General features: G+C 49.3%; 12 protein-coding genes. 2 read left to right on the top strand and 10 right to left on the bottom strand.

Annotated features, from left to right (window positions below; translation table 11 throughout):
• Positions 1-9 precede the first annotated feature (9 nt).
• The 4 genes from J3482_RS10850 to J3482_RS10835 form a co-directional block, all read right to left on the bottom strand.
• On the bottom strand, positions 10-3,132 hold the full coding sequence (locus J3482_RS10850; RefSeq protein WP_146824514.1) for an alpha-mannosidase: 3,123 nt from the start codon (positions 3,130-3,132) through the stop codon (positions 10-12).
• Positions 3,133-3,168: 36 nt separating this feature from the next.
• Entirely contained in the window at positions 3,169-4,002 is an 834-nt protein-coding gene (locus J3482_RS10845) for a carbohydrate ABC transporter permease (protein WP_146824515.1), read from the bottom strand.
• Positions 4,003-4,045: 43 nt separating this feature from the next.
• Entirely contained in the window at positions 4,046-4,978 is a 933-nt protein-coding gene (locus J3482_RS10840) for a carbohydrate ABC transporter permease (protein WP_438938589.1), read from the bottom strand.
• Positions 4,979-5,097: 119 nt separating this feature from the next.
• A complete protein-coding gene (locus J3482_RS10835) occupies positions 5,098-6,498 on the bottom strand; it encodes an extracellular solute-binding protein (protein WP_146824516.1) in 1,401 nt (466 codons plus the stop codon).
• A 415-nt stretch (positions 6,499-6,913) separates the two neighbouring features.
• Here J3482_RS10835 and J3482_RS10830 point away from each other — a divergent pair, with 415 nt between their 5' ends.
• Together J3482_RS10830 and J3482_RS10825 are read left to right on the top strand one after the other, a co-directional pair.
• On the top strand, positions 6,914-8,050 hold the full coding sequence (locus J3482_RS10830) for a GntR family transcriptional regulator (protein WP_206922404.1): 1,137 nt from the start codon (positions 6,914-6,916) through the stop codon (positions 8,048-8,050).
• A 649-nt stretch (positions 8,051-8,699) separates the two neighbouring features.
• Positions 8,700-9,374 (top strand): GntR family transcriptional regulator, encoded by a 675-nt coding sequence (locus tag J3482_RS10825; protein WP_146824518.1) that lies wholly within the window; start codon positions 8,700-8,702, stop codon positions 9,372-9,374.
• Between the two features lie 64 nt (positions 9,375-9,438).
• Here J3482_RS10825 and J3482_RS10820 read toward each other — a convergent pair whose 3' ends face one another.
• The 6 genes from J3482_RS10820 to J3482_RS10795 all read right to left on the bottom strand — a co-directional run bounded on the left by J3482_RS10820 (position 9,439) and on the right by J3482_RS10795 (position 18,448).
• Positions 9,439-10,329: an SMP-30/gluconolactonase/LRE family protein gene (locus tag J3482_RS10820; RefSeq protein WP_236018139.1), complete on the bottom strand. Its 891-nt coding sequence runs from the start codon at positions 10,327-10,329 to the stop codon at positions 9,439-9,441.
• A 39-nt stretch (positions 10,330-10,368) separates the two neighbouring features.
• A complete protein-coding gene (locus tag J3482_RS10815; RefSeq protein ID WP_268884569.1) occupies positions 10,369-11,589 on the bottom strand; it encodes an MFS transporter in 1,221 nt (406 codons plus the stop codon).
• A gap of 120 nt (positions 11,590-11,709) precedes the next feature.
• Positions 11,710-12,738, bottom strand: a complete 1,029-nt coding sequence (gene allD, locus J3482_RS10810) for an ureidoglycolate dehydrogenase (RefSeq protein WP_206922402.1) — start codon at positions 12,736-12,738, stop codon at positions 11,710-11,712.
• Positions 12,739-12,986: 248 nt separating this feature from the next.
• The gene (locus J3482_RS10805) at positions 12,987-13,934 is read right to left on the bottom strand and encodes a glycoside hydrolase family 130 protein (RefSeq protein ID WP_206922401.1); all 948 of its coding nucleotides are present in this window, start codon (positions 13,932-13,934) and stop codon (positions 12,987-12,989) included.
• Between the two features lie 429 nt (positions 13,935-14,363).
• Positions 14,364-14,894 carry a 4'-phosphopantetheinyl transferase family protein gene (locus J3482_RS10800; protein ID WP_206922400.1) on the bottom strand — a complete coding sequence of 177 codons (531 nt, stop codon included), beginning with the start codon at positions 14,892-14,894 and terminating at the stop codon, positions 14,364-14,366.
• Positions 14,895-14,971: 77 nt separating this feature from the next.
• Complete coding sequence (locus tag J3482_RS10795) at positions 14,972-18,448, bottom strand: non-ribosomal peptide synthetase family protein (protein WP_206922399.1); 3,477 nt, start codon at positions 18,446-18,448, stop codon at positions 14,972-14,974.
• Positions 18,449-18,480: the final 32 nt, after the last annotated feature.

The following is an 18,480-nucleotide window of genomic DNA, read 5'->3' as shown; positions in this document are numbered from 1 at the left end:
ATCAGCTGCTTACAGCTCGACAAGAAACGTCTTGATTTCGTACGGGTTCAATGAAAACGTCAGACGCTGGGTGGTTGTCTTTTCGCCGATAGGCCGCTCAAGCAAGTCGCATTCTTGCCAGCTCTTTACGCAAAGTCCACTCGTCATCTGAATGACATCGCGGCCACCGGAAAAATCATGCAGGCGAACAACCAACTTGCTCTCGTCTTCCGCTCGTTTGACAGCGTCGACCATGACGTGAGGAGCTGGAATTTGGAAGAGGCTGAACGCATCCTTCCCGGTGCTGCCTTCACAGTAAATCAACGGGTTGTTTAAAAACCATGCAGCCTGCACCGTTCCACCTTCATACCAGTCCCCATGGTGTGGCAACAAGGCGTAAGTGAACTCGTGCTTCCCTTGATCCGCCTCAACGTCCGGGTATGTGGCAGATTTGATCAGCGAGAGGCGCATCACGTTGTCCTTGACGTCGTGTCCATACTTGCAGTTGTTGAGCAGGCTGACGCCATACCCGCGCTCCGACAAATCCACCCACTGGTGCGCAACCGTCTCAAAGCGCGCTTGGTCCCAGCTCGTGTTCCAGTGCGTCGGCCGCTTCACATTGCCAAACTGAATATCGTACGTCGCCTCCGTTGCCCGAATATCGACCGGAAATGCCACTTTCAAAAGTTGCTCCCGCTCGTGCCAATCGACCGTTGTCACAAAGTCCAACCGCCGATTGTCCGCGTATGCCGTCAAGTCCTGTGTAATCGTCGATTGGCCGTACTTCCAGGCAAAGCGAACTTTGATGGAAAGGGGCCCTTCCTCGACAACTTCAGCACCGAGGAAATCGTTCACTTCCCGCATCTTTTCCTGGTAAAAAATATCGATGTCCCAAGCGTCGAACATCATCGGTTTGTCTTCGAAGACCTGAAAAACGTTCCCCCGCTCGCCGGATTTCAGCACTTCCCTGTCCGCTTCGATGTCGTAAATCCGGTCGAGCTGCCCGCGCTGGTTCCACTGGATGTAGTAATGCGGCGTTGTCAAAGCGTTATCCGCTCTCGCAAACGGCGTCGGCAAAGACTCAGACCCGTCCGACGAAACAAACCGAATGGTTGCAAAGCCCAAAGCAGGCAAATCCTCGACTTGAACCAGCACATCGCCGCCGATGACCTGTGTCGTCAACGCCTTGCCTTTTGCGTCGACAAACTGTCCGCCTGCAAATGCGCCTTTGATACGAACCAGTCCGGACGCGGTCCATGGAGCCGAATTAAAAATCGTATACACATCTTCCGTTCCGCTAGAAACCAGCCCGTTGGCGGCCTCGCGCCAGACGCACCTTGCAATATCCTCTGCTTTCTGATATTCCTCGCGGCTGTCTTCATAGACTTCGTGGATAGATGACCCCGGAATAATATCGTGAAACTGATTGCGAAGGATGATTTTCCACCCAGCGTGAAGACTTGCACATGCATACGACTGCCAATCTTGCTTCAGCGCGCAGCCGAGCGCAGACAGCCACTCTGTCTCGCGGTACAACAGCTCAAGCTCGCGGTTCTTGCGCTTATTGTACGCCTGGCTCGTATACGTCCCGCGGTGATACTCCAAGTACAGCTCGCCGTCCCACGTGTGGACGTACGTCTCTGCGCCTTTCACCGTCTCGTGCAAGCGTTCAAAATACGCATCTGCGCGCCCCGTCTGTACTTTCGGAAGACCCGGCATATCCTCCAGCCGCCTGCGCATCTCCAGCATCTCTCGGTTGACGCCGCCGCCTCCGTCGCCGTAACCATAGGACAACAGCAGTTCCCGATTGACCGGTTTGTCACGGTAACGCTTCCATATCCCTTGCACCGTGTACGGGGTGATTTGACCGTTGTACGTGTACCACCACATCTTCTTGTTATCGATTTCCGGCGTTGTGATGAAATGCGCCAACACTTCCGAGCCGTCCATGCCCCTCCACACAAATGTATCGTGCGGCATCCGGTTGTACTGGTTCCAGCTGATCTTCGTCGTCATGAACGTGTCAATGCCCGACTTCTTCAAAATCTGAGGCAACGCCCAACTGTATCCAAACACATCCGGAAGCCACAAATACGTGCTCTTGCGCCCAAACTCCCTTTCGAAGAAACGGGTGCCAAACAGAATTTGCCGCACAAGCGATTCGCCTGAAGTGAGATTGCAATCCGCTTCAAGCCACATCGCCCCCGCCGCTTCCCATCTTCCTTCATTCACCCGCTGCTTCATTTGCTCGTAAAGCTCCGGATAATCCTGCTTGATATAATCGTAAAGCTGAGGCTGCGTCTGCAAGAACACATACTCCGGATACTTCTCCATCAACCGAAGCACGGTCGAGAACGATCTCGCCGCTTTCTCTCTCGTATGCTTCAGTCTCCACAGCCACGCCACGTCGATGTGCGTATGCCCTAAAGCGGTCACCGTGACGGCGTGATGGCGTGAAATGCCCGCGATTCCCTTACGCAGCCCTGCTCTTGCCTCCCGAACAGACATATAAAAGGAACCTGAGCCAGGGACACGCCAGTCAATCATGCGAAACGCCTGCTCAAGGGCTTCAATGAGTTGCGTCCTGTCCGGGTGCTCTTCAGGCAATACCTGAGCGGTTTCTAAGGCCGCTTTTGCCGTGTAATACAAGTCATCTACATCTGTATCGAGCCAGGCAATTTCCGCCCGCTTCACCGTGTGCTTCTGAGGTGTCGGCTTGCCACCGCCCTCAAGGCCCGACCAAAGGCGAAAATCCAATTGCGCGGTCAATCCCGCCAGAGCCTTATCGAAAAACACCTCTTGATGATTTGCATCAACCCCTTGATACGGTTGTCCGTTGACATAGAGCAGCGACTCAAAGCCGGAGTTGTTCCCCCCGCCTGTCTTGCCAAAATCAAAGCGGCCTAACAGGGACCTATCTGCCCAACTCGCAGGAAACGCGGCGCTTGCCGTGATCCAAAGATACCTGTCTCGCCCACCCCACGTATCGCCGACCGATATCGGCCGCCATTCGCCCTCTTCAGCAGGTCTCTGGCCGACTGCCCCATATTCATCTTCTTTACACTTCATATCCGTGAGCGCGATGACGTCGCGATACCGATATTCTGAAAGTTCACGAATGCGAGCTTCTAGTTTCTCCTCTGTCCAAAACAACGATATTCCCTCCTATCCTGACGCGAGCCAAACAGCTTACCCTTTTGTGGCACCGCCAAAGCTAAATCCTCTGGACATATACCTCTGCCCGAAGATGTACAAAAGAACAGCCGGGATGGTGTACAGCATGGAGAATGCCGCCAACTGTCCATATTCAACTGATCCGTACTGACCAAAGAACTGGAATATTGTCACGGAAGCTGGGAGTTTCGCCGGCGTTTGAATCAGAATGAACGGAACGAAAAAGTTCCCCCAGCTGCCTGCAAACGTAAAGATGCCAACCGTGAAGATCCCTGGAATCATGAGAGGAGCCACGACGCTTCGCAGACTTGTCAAAGTAGATGCACCGTCTGTCCATGCAGCCTCTTCGAGTTCAACTGGCACGGAATCCATGAAGTTTTTCATAATCCAAATGGCGTAAGGAAGGCCTGAAGCGGACAGGAACATCATGGTCCAAAACAACGAGTCGGTCATGTGCATGAAAACGAACAGTTCGTAAACAGGCACCATCACGGCCGTGATGGGCAAGCTTGTCGAAAACAAAATGACATACATGAACGGCCGCTTGTATTTCAGCTGATACCTAGACAACGGGTACGCCGCTAGTCCCGCCACAACGACGACGATGATGGACTGTCCAATCGACAGGAGAATGCCGTTCAAAAACGCGCGCTGATTCGCCGGATCGGCCAAAATGGAGCCGAAGTTGGACAAAGACCAGTGTTTGGAAATTTCCAGGGATAAAGTCGCATTGGGCTGAAACGATGCAAAGATCATCCACAAGAGCGGTACGACAAACGCGATGCCGATAAGGACAAGGATGACGTGTGCAAGCACTTTATCCGTTGTCAAACGGTTTATGCGCATCATTCCATTCCTCCTCTCAAAATGCTGAATATAGGCGATGGGTTCGTCACATTTCAATTTTGAGCATCCGCATGTAAACGAAGCTTGCGATAATGCCAATAATGAGGAGAATGAGCGAAATAGCCGTTCCATAACCAAGCTGGTAATCGGAGAATGCCTGTTGGTACATGTAAATTGGAAGCGTTTCTGTCTTGTTGCCAGGGCCGCCGCCTGTAAGGGAGTAAATTAAGGTGAACAGCCCCAAGGTTTGCAGCGTGATGAGGACCATATTCGTCGCGATGGAGCCCTTAATGACCGGTAATGTCACGCGAAACAGCCGTTGAAAACGTCCGGCTCCGTCAATTTCCGCGGACTCGAGAATCTCTTTCGGAACATCACCCAAGGCTGCTTGATAGACAAGCATGGAGAACGCGGTTCCGTGCCAAATGTTCGCTACGACAACAGACACCATCGGAAAAGTGTAAAGCCAAGCGATGGCCTTGATATGAAACCAGCCAAGGATCATATCAAACGTTCCGGTGTTACTGAAAAAAGCGAAGAAAATAAACGCGACGACAATCTCGGGCGTAACCCACCCAGCTAAAACAAGGACGCCGATAACACTGCGAAACGCTCTGTTTCGCTCATTCATGAGAATGGCAAGCAAGAGCCCAAGGATTTGCTGTCCGATGACCGCCGAGAAAATAAGGAAAATGATAGTTTTGAAGACGCTTATGCGAAATGTCGGATCAGCAAACATGGAAGCAAAGTTGCGAAAGCCCACAAACTGTGTAGCGGCGCTTGAGGCGCCTGTGAGAGACAAGTTCGTAAAGGCAAAATAGAAGGTCAACAAAATTGGAACGAAAAAGAATACGAGCAGCAGCACCCACGAAGGGAGCATAAACAAAGCCGCGCGCCAACCAGTGTGACCAGCGCGAAAACCGCGTTTTGACTTCAATTTGCTGGGCTGTGGAACTACGTCAACACTAGCGTTGCTCATCACCGCTTTCCCTCCTCGAAATCCATGACTTCGCTTTTACCATGCCTGGGTCACACGTGAGGCAGACAGGTGCGCATTGTCACCCGCAAATCGTGCACCTGTCCACGCCCTCGTCAAAATTACTTAGTTTCCGTGTTCCCTGCTCCGACGATGCGCTGCACGTTGTTCGCGTACTGTTGCATCGCCTGCTCTGGTGTAGAAGCCCCCGTAGCCACGGACTCAACAGCCGTTTGAATTTGAGTCGAAACACTTGGATATTGTGAGTTTGCAGGTCTGAAATGCGTGAACTTCGTAAAGCTGGTCGCCTCTTTAAAGAATTGTCCTGGAGCATTTTGATACTTCGGGTCGCTTGCGATGTCATTACGAGGTGTCAGATTGCCTTGATTAATGTCATACCATTCCATGTTTTGCTTGTTACATGCCGTCTGGATGAACGCCCAAGCCAGCTTCTGATTTTTCGAAAGCTTGGAAATAGACAATGCCCAACCGCCTGACATAGAGGTGTATCCCGGCGCTTGGCCGTTTTCAGTCGGCATCGCGGTCAACTGGTAATCCTTCGTGCCGTCAGGCCATGGCGATGCACCGTTCGACAACCAGTTTCCAGGCAACCAGTTGCCGTCGATTGCGATACCGATTTGCTGTTTCGGCATGAGTTCCTGTACTTCTGTGTTGCCAGCTTGCGCGTTGAGCACAGTAGAGAGGCTGGGCCCCAGGTTTTGCGAGTAAATCGTTTGAATGAACTTCAAGGAGTCCAAAAATCCAGGACTTTGAACAATCCATTTGTTGGTCTTCGTGTCATACAAAGTATCGTTTGTGCCGTAGAGTAACATCTCGAACGTCTGCATCGTTGTTGCTTCGCCAGTTGCCTTACCCACCTGGCAAAAGAATGGGATAACGCCTGGAACCTTAGCCTTGATGGCCTTCGCAGCGTTAACGACGTCGTTCCAATTCTTAGGGTTCCACGGCACAGGCAACCCGGCCTTTTTGAAGATGTTGACGTCGTAATAGAGGCCGCGTGTATCAGTGCTATACGGCACACCGTAAATCGTGCCGTCATTCGAGGTGGAACCAGACTTCATAGCATCGCTAAACTGCGACCAGTCAGACCAATTTTTCACGTCGTCATTCAAAGGCTGTAAGTAGCCAGCTGAACCGTCCGCATTAATCAAAAACGTATCCTCAGTCACAACATCCGGCGCCGTGCTGGCTGATTTCATCATGAGGTCAATCTTCGTGTAAAAATCATTCTCGGACGCCTCAATCGGCTCCAACTTTACAGTGACCCCAGGATGGTTCTTCTCAAACGCTTTCGCAGATTGCTGCAACCATTCCTCATTGAAGTACGGTGGTTTGCCAAATTGCTGATACGCAACCGTGATGGTGTTGCTTGAGCCGCCACCAGACGATGAATGGGCCCCTCCATTTCCTCCCGCTCCGGACGCAGGCGTCGCCCCGCACCCACCCAGCACGAGCCCTGCCAACGCGATACCCGATACGGCACCAATAAGACGCTTCGCCATTTTGTCTCCCCCAAACGTTTTTAAAGTCATCGACACCACAAATCTGAACAGCCTCGACTCTGTAGCAAGTGCATGAAAATCGATGAAAGCGATTACATCGATAACTCCCGAGAACCCTGAATACACGTAGCAAAGGGTTCCATCTGTCTGAGTTATCTGCGAATTCGATTAGTATCAAATATATATATTGTATCCACTTTGTTCAATGGGTAGGCAGATATTTATTTATCAACATAATTCGACAAAAACCTTATAATCCTTTTATTGCAAGGCTCAACCGAATTAACATACAATTCAGGATATAAATAAAATAGCAAATCGACGATATATTTTGTAGCCAAGCAATTGATTTGTATCAAATGTATACTATACTTATGTTACTGACTAACGCCACTGCTGAAAGGATATGTGCTGGTTGAGATCCGGACCGCCCTTACAAAATGAAATCTACCAAGCCATTCGAAAGCGGATTCTCGCTCGAGAGTTCACACCTGGGAGTCAACTCCCCACTGAACAGAAACTCGCAGAACAATTACATGTAAGTCGGATCACTGTGCACCGCGCACTGCAAAAGCTGGCACAGGAGGGGTTCATCCTTCGGTATCCCGGCAAGGGATCATTCGTGGCTGACAAATATAATGCTGACTTCTCAAGTAAATCGATACAGAGCGAAGGTAACCGTCCCTTGATTGGCTTTATTCTGCCAGATGTCAGTGACGATTTTGGCATTGACGTCCTAACTTCTGCCATCGCACAGGCTGAGGCTGCAAACTGGTCTGTCTTGGTCAGCTTTACAAACCAATCGCAGGAAGCTGAAGAAACAGCGATTCGCCGAGCCGTCCAAGCAGGTGTCAACGGGCTTCTGGTCAATCCGGTGTATGGTGAATTCTACAACGAAGCGTTGCTGCGGCTTCACGTCGAGAATTTTCCTCTTGTCCTGGTTGACAAACGCCTCGATAAAATCCACGTCCCGTATGTGACGACAGACAACCATACCGCCGCCTATGAACTGACAAAACATCTCATTGACCTTGGCCATCGGCACATTGGATTTATTTCTCCGGGGGTAACGGCGACGGCGACGCTCGAGGATAGGTTCGCTGGGTATTTAGCCGCACTTGAAGACCATGGCATCCCGTATGAACCACCGCTCAACCTGTCAGCGTTGCCAACGGGCGGTGCAGTAAATTCTCCAGACGGACCTGAGGTACGTCGCACGATCCAAAATTATCTCGCTCAGCATAATGAGTTAACGGCCGTCGTGGCCACGGAGTACGTGTTCGCGAGCATTTTGGATGACATCTGCCGTGAGATGAATTTATCCATCCCTGATGATTTATCCGTCGTCTGCTTCGACAGTCCAAAGCTTGCACATCGTGGTGAATTCACTCACATTGCACAGGAACAAAAGCAGATTGGCGCCAAAGCGGTTGATATGTTGTTACGGATTATTCGTGAAGAAAAAAGTGACGATGAAACATCAATTTTGCTACCCGGAAAGCTTGTGACAGAGCGCTCTTCCGCAGCACCGTCAGTATGCGGGATGATTTGAATATCAGAATCCCTGGCGCCAATAATCGGGTTGGGCGCCAGGTGAGAATACGAATCATAAGCCTATTAATCGCGTAACCGCCGTACACTGGTTTCAAGACGCCTTCATGGTCAGTGAACCACTGAAATAGTGAAATAGCGCAAATCCCCACCTTACTTATTGAATAAAATGATATTTATATCAATTAAGACACCTAAGACGCCCATGCGACATTCCGCGGTATTCAGACGACGTTCCTGTAGCATGTAGTCCGCGTGCATGCGCCCCACCGCCGCCGTAGCAACAGTATCGTTCGTGCCCACCTACGCGCGCCGCCATCGGTGAAGCCCTGGCATTGTGCATCGACCTGCTAAAGTTATGTGGATAACCCTGTGGACAATCCTGTTGATAACGCTATATATCTGTGGATTACTTACCGATACAGTATGACGATCCCTATTGATTAATATGACCCTATACAAGCAACATGCACCTACACATCCACACGTGACTCTGCTTGTACCTTTAGATATAATATTGAAATCGCATAAAATTATCTTAACAACTAGATTTCTTTTCTTGTACTTCGAGAATCCTTTATCAAATATTCCAATCCAGGGCACATCTGAATTATGAGCTACACGAAGGGACGTTATCGTGATTGGACCGAGTGATTGAGACGTCAATCCTGGCACAGCAAGTCTACCAAGTATTGCGTACAGACATTATCGGTGGAAAGTACTCGCAAGGGGCAAAGCTGGACATTCATGCCTTAGCTGCTGAGTTTGGTGTGAGCCGTTCTCCTGTGAAAGACGCAATCAGCCAACTAGTACACGAAGGTCTCATAGAAATAGTCCCCAGAAAAGGCACGTACGTCACTAAGATAAACTGCGAAGATTTCCTAGAATTATTGGATGTGCGGTTAATGATTGAGTTGTGGACTGCACAGCAAGCAATAAATACACTATCTGAGTACAAAATGAAATATTGGAATGACCTTTTGAAAGAGATGGATTCTTTAATTTTGCAGAAACCGTTTCCTTTTGAGCAATACTCGCAGTGTGATATGAAATTCCATCGAGTACTTGTTGAAGCTGCAGGTAACACACGGCTTGTAAAGCTTTACGATTCACTAAATGCACCTGCAGCACTTGCAAGGGTGGTATATCATCGGTCTTATGAGAGCACAATTGCTCGTCACGATGACCATACACGAATGTATGAGGCCGTTTGTAAACGAGATTTATCAGCATTACTTCATACACTTGAATCTCATATACGCAGTTTACAAGAAGAATCAAAAAATTTATGGGACGACAGCTTTCCTAGTGACTCAGATAATTGATAGCATTCATCCGACTCGCTTAGACAGTTGGATGACAAGAGGCGTGTATGATATACGCCTCTTGTCATCCACCAAAACGATACGTCGATATGCCTCGCGTACTCGTCTTCATCACGAATAAGCGCCCTGCTAAGGGTTGCTCAGCAAGTTGCTGTGTAGACAAGCCGTATCGAGCAGAAGTAATATACAACTCATCAAGTGCGTCCCCCCCAAATGCGCATGAAGTCACACGAGCAACAGGCAATGCATACTTTTCAATTTTAAGTCCGGTCTTTGGATTCCAACGTGAGATCTCATATCCATCCCAGTGCGCAATCCAAAGCATTCCCTCGGCATCCACAGCCATTCCATCCGGATTTCCAAACTCATGTGCAAAATCTATGAGCACTCGCTCATTACGAAGGGTGGCCGTCTCCAAATCAAAATCATAGGCAAACACCTGACGAACCCCGGAGTCTATGTAATACATAATTTGATTATCCGGACTCCATCCCATTCCGTTAGAAACGGTAACTTTTCTGCGTACAAGATGGATTTTCTGGTCAGTATCTAAATAGAACAAACATCCCTTTTGATACTCTTCTTCAAACGACGTCGTCCCTGCCCAAAATCTTCCATACGCATCGCACTTTCCATCGTTGAACCGATTCACACTTAAATCATAATCACGCTCACCTGGCAAACCAATCTCGCTAAACCCTTCTGTATTTAAATCAAGTTTGTAAAATCCTTTATGCAAGGCACATATCAACTCATCATCATGACTAGGAACCACACATCCCGTCCACTGCCCAGTCTGAATAGAACGTGACTCGTTTAGCTTCGGATCCCAAATATGAATCTGTTGTCCCGTAATATCTACCCAGTAGAGCCGATGACGTTCATCGTCCCAACTAGGCCCCTCACCTAGATCAGAAATAATATTCGTGACCAAATGGTAATCTGCGTTCTTCATCATATCGCCTCCACACATCATAGAGAAGGAAAGTAGGTATTACACTGAGGCCTTATCTCCAGATGTTTCACGCATCAAACTCATAGGAATAAATGTTAATAAGCAGACGGCGGCTAACATGACATAGTCCCAGTGCCATCCAAAATGCTGAATAAAATATCCCGCGACCGGCGTAACCAATGCTCCAGATAAACCTAGTCCCACACCGACAAGTAACCCGAGGCTCGCACCAGCCGACTTCGGAGCGGAATCGACCAGCATCGCATACAATACCGCATATGGAGAGTTTCGAAAAATACCCCAGATAATTAAAATCAACCAGGCTGTCGCCGCACTGTTAATAAACATGCAGCAAAGGATACAAGCAGTAAACCCAACGGTTAGGATCCTCAGGCAGAATTTTCTCCCAAGCTTATCACTAATTGCACCCCATACAATTTGCCCCATCCATCCGGTAATACCGGATGCACCGGAAATCACAGCCGCTTCAGATAACGGTAAACCTACTTTCGATGTCAAATCCAACGTCAGGAACGTCGCCACGCCCATCTCGGCCCAAAGATACATAAAGTTTGTTAGTAAGCCTAGCCCCACATTACGATCACGAACTGCTTCCGCAAAATGCTTTAACGGGTTGCGGTTGGGTTGATAACTATGATCTACAGGTACTGTCAGTTGACGCTCAGTAATCCAATTATAAACCCGCTGTTCATTCCGCTTTGTTCCAACAAAGGATTGTAAAAGCATAATTACAATCCCAATAATCGGTATCCATAAAAATGTCGCGCGCCAACTTCCAACAGCCAAAATCGCCCCCATGAGTACAGGGCCGACAAACTGTCCAAACGGCATTCCGGTTTGGTGTGCGCCCACAGCAAAACCCCGATCTTCTTTTTGCCAAAACTCACTGACCAGTGCGACATTTACAGGTTCCATCGATCCCGTACCAACCCCCATAATGAGTCGCCAAAACTTTAATCCACCAATACCTGTCGTGAAAAATGTAGCCAGTCCAGAAACAACTGTCAGCATGGCTGTGACCATCCACGACCATGCCCGCCGATGCCCGCGTCCAATTCTATCAGCGATATATCCAATTACTATCGCTCCAACAAAGGATCCAATATAATTCATCGAATTAAGCCATCCAGCCTGCACAGAATTCAGGTGAAACGTTTTCATAATGCCAGGCAGAACGGTCGGGAGTATCTGTCTGTCAATGGAGCAAAGCAACATGGCCAGAGTAGTGACCAGTAGCATGAGCCATGACACTGGATGGGCTTTCGGGAGCCATCTAACACGTGAGTCAGATATTACTTTTTCAACGGACTGGATCTCATTTTTAGCCATTCGTCTCACCTCTTTAATTGGTCATAACCTTTAATGGATGGCGTGCGCTGTGCGAGTTAGATACGCGTATACCGAAGTAGCGATTGGTATGCCAGATTTTAAATACCTATCTTCTTTGATTTGTTCGGGTTCTCCCGGTACCAAAACGCGGTCGAAACCTGGAGCTACCGGGTGTTCATGAATTTCCGCGATCATCTGATCTATATCTTCCAAAAACTGCGATAGAGACGTGAAGAATGCTGGATTAATCACGCACACACAATGACCAAGATGTCGCATCTTGTCATAGTCACCGTACATTGGTGCAACATGTGGACCATATGAAGCTCCCATCAAAATGCCAGAGAGTACATCTACAGCCAGTGCTAATCCATATCCCTTCGGACCCCCGGCCGGAAGGAGTGCGGCAATTTGGAAGGGATTCTGGCTAGGGTTCCCATCCTGATCAACACCCCAGGTCATGGGGACCTGTGTCTCTGTTTCCCGAGCTTGTAGAACCTTTCCAAAAGCCACTTCACTCGTAGCCATATCAAGAATCACTGGACGATGCCTCTTTGCAGGAAATCCAAATGCAATCGGATTTGTGCCAAAAAAAGGCTTCGCTCCACCAAATGGAACCACGCTCTTGTCGGTATGCGTCATCGCTATACCAATCAGATTTTGGTCCGTGGCTTGCTTCACAAAATAGGAGAGTGCTCCACAATGACTACTATTGCGCACGCCAACAAAGCCGATTGCGTTCTTTTGAGCTAAGTGAATTGCATGTTGCATGGCTTCCTTGGCTATCACATGTCCAAATCCATCATCTCCATCAACGATTCCAGACGCGGGACCGGTCTGTTCAAAACGAATGGATGGACTCGGATTCAGCCCTCCTTCTGCGACCCGCTTTACATAATGTTCGGTACGCAATACGCCGTGGGAATGTACTCCACGCAAATCAGCGTGAACCAAGACATCGGCAACAATTTCAGCATGCTCGAGCGGTACATTCACTTGCTGGAGCTTTTTCACGACTAGGGACTTTAATTCTTCATGCGGTACAAGTACCTCAGGCATCAAAGTAACCCCTTTCATCAAAGTTCAAGGAATAAAGCGAAAAGCCACCTTTCTGACATGTAACATTTCACATGTCACAATCAGATTAAAATCAAGCTTCAATTGTGTCAAGATTATTCGTTTAAGAAAAAATATTCTACCGTTTCAGAAATTTCAACATTGATATCTGATATCTGATATCTGATGGAATTTTAGTGCCTCGTCACTTCCCCCTCCGCCAGCCCATCCGGTTTCGGATGGGCTGTTCATCAGGGCTCATAAATCGCCACGCCAATTTTCGAGTCGGCCATGCCATAATACAAATAGTAGGAATCGCGATAGGACACGAGGCCCTCCACGAATACCACGTTGTCCACCTGACCGACAATTTCGTCCGTGGTTCCGGGAACGAAAAATGGCAATTTGGTCCGACGAAGCACCTGCTGCGGACGGTCCTTGTCGAACAGCACTTGCCCGGCGGAGTAACGCATCTTGCCTTGGGCGGGATCGTCCGCTTCCGTGACCATACGAGCTGCATTGTAAATCAGCAGAATTCCTTCGTCTGTGAGCATAGGTTGCGGGCCCGGCTCCACCAGCGCACTGTCGAAATCATCTGGGTGATCTGACGGGGTGATGACCGGTTGTGGATCCGGCGTCCAATGGATTAAATCCTCCGAATAGGCCACCCAAATGTTTGTGTCACCAAAGTACATGACGTAACGGCCGTCCAGCGGCTGCGGCAGAATCGCGCCGGATTTTGACCATACCTTATTCATACCGCCCGTCCACGTCGAAAAGAGAATGCCGTGTTTCGTCCAGTGAAACAAGTCGTTGGACGTGGCCAAACACAAGTACGCGCCGTCTCCGTCAAACGCGGTATAGGTCAGATAATAGGTGTCACCGACCTGTGTGATTCGCGGGTCTTCACATCCTCCAGGCAATTCGTATGGCTCTGTGGGAACGAGTACGGGCTCAGGATAGCGCTCAAAATGAATGCCATCCTCACTGACCGCCAGGCCGATTCGGGATGTGCCATTCCACGTGCCCGCTCCGGTATTGTCCTCGGCGCGGTACAGCATATAAACCTTTTCGTCCCGGACGACAGCAGTCGGATTAAACAAGTCCTTTGCTTCCCACGTTTCGCCTTGCGGTGTCATAATCGGGTTGTGTTCATACTTGCGAAACGGACCGATTGGAAATCGGACAACCGATGTCATGCAATCAATTCCTCCAATGTCCCATTAAGGCAATCGCACAGATATGAGTAACGTCACGTCGTCAATCTGGTTTTGTGTATGTGCCATCTTCGCGTGTTTCCTGTGTGAACTTGTCGACTTCTATGCTGGAATGATGTGTGTAAATATGCGTTGAACGTTGCGGAGAAATTCATCAGCGTGGAGAACTCTGAAACGCGAACGTATTTCTCTCCCTTCAAAACAGACTCTCTGGAGAAGATGTGCGCCCACATCTTCTGTCCCACCCGCCATGTCAACGTGCTGACATGGTGAATCAGGACTTTTTTGTTGATCTTAAAACCCTTGTGATGCGTTGGCAAGTCAAAACTGAGGCGCCCAACAATTTCGTGATAATCTGAAAAATCACGCCCGCCACGGAAAAAGAATACGTGCCCTTCCGCGGCAACCGCCTCACAGCGCCAATGGAATAAACCGCAATTCACCTTGAGGTTCACTGGTGCAAATGGATAGACGGTAGTCCCCCAACATCATTGTGCAAAAATACCATTCCTTCAAAGAGAAGGACGATTGATGCAAGACAAGCTCATCGAATTGAATCGCTTTGAGATCATCGGTAATGCCCGTGCCAATGGCTTTCACAAATGCCTCCTTCAGCGTCCACATCCGAAAAAAATCATCGACATTCCCATTGCCGTTTCGCATGAGAAAGTGCCATTCCTCATGGGTCAAGAACTCAGTCGCTATCGAGACATCGATATTTGTCACCTTCTCGATGTCAACCCCAATCACGCCGTGCCGTGTGACACCACAAATCATCATCTTGTCGGCGTGAGAAACATTAAAATCAAATCCAATGGGCTCCCGTATCTTCGGTTTGCCCGCCGGTAGCTTCTCAAGCGATACATCCTGACCATAAAAATTGCGAAACACGATGGGAACTATCCCCTGCGTTTGGTGAATGTGCGGATCGTAATTGTCCATGATATAGAGCTCCATCACACCACGTGCCCCTTGTTGAAATACGCAGGGCAAATGGATATCCCATTTGCCCCAAATCGTTAACTCGTTTGGGAAGTTGTTGGTTGCGACGTCGGAAAGTATCCTATTTCTGCTGCGTACCCCAGCAGTTTTTCAAAGAACGTTTGCGTGACCGCCGTTCGCTTCAACTGTGCCTTATCGACCAGTCCCTCGACGTTTTTACAGTCGAAGATATACGGAGAGTCAATCGCTCCATCGCCTTCTAACTGTGTGATAGCAAATTGAATCGCGTCCTGATAGCAATCATCCGTTTGATTCAAAACCCAATTGACATACGCGGCATTGTCCATCAACTCGATATGATAGCCACACGCCCGTATCATGTCTATCATCGCGGTATAGTGAATTGGTGTTGGATTACACACGTGAAACACTTTGCCTGACGTGCGACCGTCCTGCATCAGCTTCAAAATAACCCCACTTGCATAATCGACTGGCGTAATGTCCACGTGCCAATCCACGAGGGGTGCCCGCTCCAACAGTAACATCGCCTTCACCATGCGATAGAACGCATTGCTGTCGATGTTTTTTTGAAATTGTCCAGTCTCCGAGTGACAGACCAGGTTTCCGATACGGTAGATAGTCGCCTGCAATCCCGTTTCCGCCGCATCGTAAACCAACATTTCGGCCTGCAGTTTCGAATCGGTATAGACATTCTCCACGTGCAAACCGCTCGGGAATTGACCCGTGCTAACAATGGATGCCCATTGTCCACTAAGTGCTAACTCTTCCGGAATCCCCACCGTCGAGATATGGTGGAATCGGACGCCTGGGGTGGAGCGCGCGAGTTCTAAAACACGTTTGGTCCCCTCGACGTTTGTCTTCTCGAAATGCTGTCTATCGCCAAAATGCCGCACGTCTGCAGCACAGTGAACTATCGCGTCCAGCGTATTTGTGAGGAATATCCACTGGTTTTCCTCAAGTCCCAGCCTTGGCGCCTGCAGGTTCCCCTCATACACATAGAGCCGGTCGCTTTGCTGCTTCGCGAAATCTTCTCCGAAGTAAAAAGCGAGCGTTTCCAGCAATCGCTCTAGCCCTGTTTGATTCGTCGTCCCTCGGACGAGACAATGGACTGTCGCTGCCGATCCCGATAGCACATCATGCACCAGATGCGCCCCTAAGTAGCCGGTCGCACCGGTGATAAATACGTCGCGCAACGCAGGCAATTCGACGTCGATGTCGAGCCCAAAAGTCGTCGGCAGTTCTTCAAGTGCAATCGGGGTGGAGCCCTGCTTCATGGTACCTTCCTTACTAGTACGGACGATTGCAACGTGTTCGTCTGCGAGACCCTCGATGCGCTCTGCCAACGTACGAATGGTTGGGCACTCGTAAAAATCGACAATCCTGACACCTGGAAATCTAGGCTTCAACTTGACCAGGACATCGATAATTTTTAAGGAAGTGACACCAATCTCAAAGAAGTTCTCATCTACACCGATAGCTTGGAGCCCCAATGTCGCTTGCCAAGCGCTACTAATCAATTGTTCTGTCTCTGTCTCCGGCAACACCACTTCCCCTGTCACCGTCGATTGCGGCGTATAGTCCACCATGGCAAGCGACTTGCGGTCAATCTTCCCCGTCGGAGAAATTGGGAGTTCCTGCAAGTGCACAAAATGCGTCGGGATAAAGTAACTCGGCACCCTCGCGGCTAAAAATTCTTTTAGGTCTTGCGTCGAGATGGCCTGACCCGATTTCGTCGAATAAAAGGCGACAAGGATCTTTTCATTGGTCGTGTCTTTGCGCGTCACCACTGCGATATCCTGCATATCCTCGAAGCTCGCGAGCTTATCTTCAATTTCCCCGATTTCTATGCGATACCCACGAATTTTCACTTGGGAGTCTTTTCTTTCCACATACTCGATGTTCCCGTTGCGCAACAGCCGTACGATGTCGCCAGATAGGTATGCGGTTTTCCCCGCCTCAAATGGATGTTCGATAAAGCTACGCTTCGTGATGTCCGGTTGGTTCAGATAGCCGACTGATAACCCAACGGTCGATATGAGCAGTTCACCTGGAACGTACGGCGGACACAGTCTGTTTTTGCGGTTCACAATCTGAACCTGATAATTCATAATAGGCTTGCCAATCGGCACGTGAACCAGGTCAGCAGGCAACTCCTCGGTCACCTTAAAGGCCGTGGTACATACCGTCGCTTCCGTCGGCCCATATAAGTTGCCAACCACAATATTTTTTGGGAATCGCTTTTGAAAACGCCGTACATGCTCGCCGTACATCGCGTCCCCGGCGACATTCAGGTGTCGAAGTTTGGACAAATCACAATCAGCCGAACCGTCATACTGTGCCAGTTGATTGAAGAACACAGTCGGTATGCTCGGTACAATCGTCGTCTTCGTCCGGCTGAGCGCTTGAAGAAACGCCTCTGAGGACAGGCGCTCTTCAAACGAGAGAAGGTACAGCTTCGCCCCCCAAAAGAGCGCGCCAAATGTATCCCACACTGCTGCATCAAAGCTAAAGGTGGAGAATTGTGTCACCACATCCGATGGTGTCACAGAAAAAAGTTGCTGAAATGCCGCGCCAAGATTGACGGCACCTGCGTGTTTGAGCAGGGCGCCTTTGGGCCTTCCGGTCGATCCCGACGTATAAATCACATACGCCAAATCACTTGGTGAAACGGATACCTCTGGCTTGGCAGTGGGGAAGTGAACTTCGTCCTGTCGAATCATCACGACATCTTGAAGCGTTGGCAACTCTGCACGAAGTCGATTGACGTACGAACGGAATTCCTCGTTCGTCACCACAAAGGGCGCGGCCGTATCTTGAAGAATGTAGATATTTCTGTCCTCTGGATGTGCCGGATCGATAGGGACATACACGCCACCCGCCTTCAGAATAGCCAACAGACTGATAATCATCTCAATACTTCTTCCAAGTACAATCGCGACAAAAGTCCCTTTTTGGACACCTTTCGCGCACAACAGATTCGCCAATTGGTTCGCCTGTTCATCCAATTCCTGATAGGACACCTGAACCCCGTTAAACTCCAGCGCTACATGGGTTGGGTACATTTTAGCAGCCTGTTCAATCATCGCGTGAATCGTCTTGTCCGTCGGATAAGGTCCATCGGTTTCATTTAACGCCAAATACAGCCGTTTGTCGGCTTCTGAAACAATATCGAAATCATCCGGCGCAACCATGGGATTTTCCGAAACTTCATCGAGAATGCGAATGAAATATCCAATAAAGTCATCCATCGTCGACGATTTGTACAGAGACGCGTCATACGATACACGTAAAACATACCCCTCGCCTGACTGAGCGAGATTCCAACTCATCAACGACCGCTCGGAATCTATCTCCCGATTGACACAAACCACAGTCTCCATCTCAGCGTCCGTCGCGCACGCGTCCGCGGACAATTGAGTGCGCACCTGATTGCAAAGTTCACGGAAGGAAGAGACAGGCTCAAAGTCTATCGCAACCTTTTTTAACCCACCCGATACATGGGCTACCGTGTGAACTTCCATTTCGTTCGTCATTCGATGTAACCACGTCAAATATACACTTACAA

It is taken from the genome of Alicyclobacillus suci (assembly GCF_017329615.1).
In the GTDB taxonomy this organism is placed as follows: Bacteria; Bacillota; Bacilli; order Alicyclobacillales; family Alicyclobacillaceae; genus Alicyclobacillus; species Alicyclobacillus suci.
Note: the sequence above shows the minus strand (reverse complement) of the source record. Positions and strands in the feature narration are given on the sequence as shown.